The sequence below is a fragment of the Pseudomonas sp. ES3-33 genome, assembly GCF_000952175.1.
GTDB lineage: Bacteria > Pseudomonadota > Gammaproteobacteria > Pseudomonadales > Pseudomonadaceae > Aquipseudomonas > Aquipseudomonas gregormendelii.
This window is the reverse complement of record NZ_JZRI01000042.1, coordinates 1-1,538: the sequence shown is the minus strand read 5'-3', so window position 1 is coordinate 1,538 and position 1,538 is coordinate 1. Positions and strand designations below refer to the sequence as shown.

The window sequence follows — 1,538 nt, the reverse complement described above, 5'->3', positions numbered from 1 at the left end:
ATAGTTCACGACCCAATTAATCGGAATGGACGGAAAAAAGTCTTTCAAATCCATCTTCATTAAACACTTCGAGTTCAAGTGCGCCGAAGCATTGCTAAAAATAGATCGGCCAGGGACAAATCCGGGCGCAGCTGAGTGCACCGGCTTATTTATAAGAATATTGTTATATATCCAATCTTGGCACATCAACATTGATGGGTAGGGGGCGCAAATTTTACGCAAACCACCAGAGCGCTTCTTTATTTGAAACGAGCGATAAAACGCATGAGGTGCGTTAACCATCTTACGCAACTCATGTTGCTCAACGCCAATTAGGAGCGATAAATGCTCAAACTCAAAAATAACCGGAGAGGACGTTTTGCAAAGCTTCTGTATGTATGGCAGATAAGATTCTATTAACTCGCGCGAGATCCCGCGTCGTTCAAAATGCTTACGCCAAGTTTTAACAACAGCTTCATTCATAAGAACCTACAGAGGCTACCTTCTATACTTTAGCATGGTCAGATAATCTCCAGTGATAATTGCGCGAAGCGGAATTCTCGCTGGAGATTACTGCGTCAAAACGCGAAGCGTTTTGTAAGCATCATGCGTTCAGCATGCTTCACCGCTGAGCGCATGATTCTTGGTTATCGGGAACCTGACCCGGGGAGCGACTACACTCCTACGTACTAGCCTCTGCAGGCACCTTAATTATACATAAAAAAATCAACCTGGAAAGGTACCAATACTTAATAGCTCAAGATTCGGGATATAAAATTCACCATCTCGTAGGCGTGTCCCGATGAATCTCTCCGGGGCCTCACGCCATTGCCTTTTAACATTGCCCAGCCGAGGCAAATTATATTTTATCAAAGCCCTACCTGCAGCAGTAAGCCTTGCTACACCGTCTTCCTCACTAACAAATGACAAGTATAAGAGCTTTGAATAACGCTCAAAAAACAATTTCAACCCAAACTTACTTCGCCTGAAAATTGTAAATGAATCAAGAGCTCCAGACGAAGACAATAGTATATTAAGTATCTTCAAGTCAGTCATTGTTGGGCAGTAAGTATCAATGCGATCACTACTCATGCATCCCCCATAGCTCTAACGAGCACTACTTTTCGCTCAGCCCCATCTGCCTTGAATGGCCACCAAAACACAGGGAATACACTATTTGGAGTATTGGCGTTCTCTCGACAGTAAACAGCTTGTGCTCCATTATAACCCAAGCTTGGCATTTCTCTTTCCTCTCCTCCGGATATATAGCGAGGAGACAGCAATGACTCTATAGCCAGCATCCGAGCCCTATGCTCAGCAGCGGTGGGAGCGTCATAAAAGTCATCAATACCCTTTTTTATTATTTTTTGAGCTGTAACATGAACTCCTGATGCAATAAGATTATCCAACCCAGCTTGAGTAGACGACAGCGCTTTAACCCTAATTGTATAATCAGTAATGTTAGAGCCATCGAACTGAGCCTTAATTGTCTTGATCCGACCAAGCACTGTTTGACCAGACCCAATAAAGTCATCAACCAGAATAATATTATTTTGTCC

General features: G+C 43.3%; 2 protein-coding genes and 1 pseudogene. All 3 read right to left on the bottom strand.

Going from position 1 to position 1,538, the window contains the following annotated elements; all coding sequences use genetic code 11:
• Positions 1-462, bottom strand: a pseudogene (locus UB23_RS28260) (reverse transcriptase domain-containing protein); the annotation flags it as partial.
• Positions 463-705: 243 nt separating this feature from the next.
• Positions 706-1,071, bottom strand: coding sequence for a hypothetical protein (locus UB23_RS29150; RefSeq protein WP_152644241.1), 366 nt, complete (start codon positions 1,069-1,071; stop codon positions 706-708).
• Positions 1,068-1,538: phosphoribosyltransferase-like protein (locus UB23_RS29740; RefSeq protein WP_236695834.1), on the bottom strand; the 471-nt coding region annotated here is incomplete at its 5' end. The genes UB23_RS29150 and UB23_RS29740, both read right to left, overlap by 4 nt.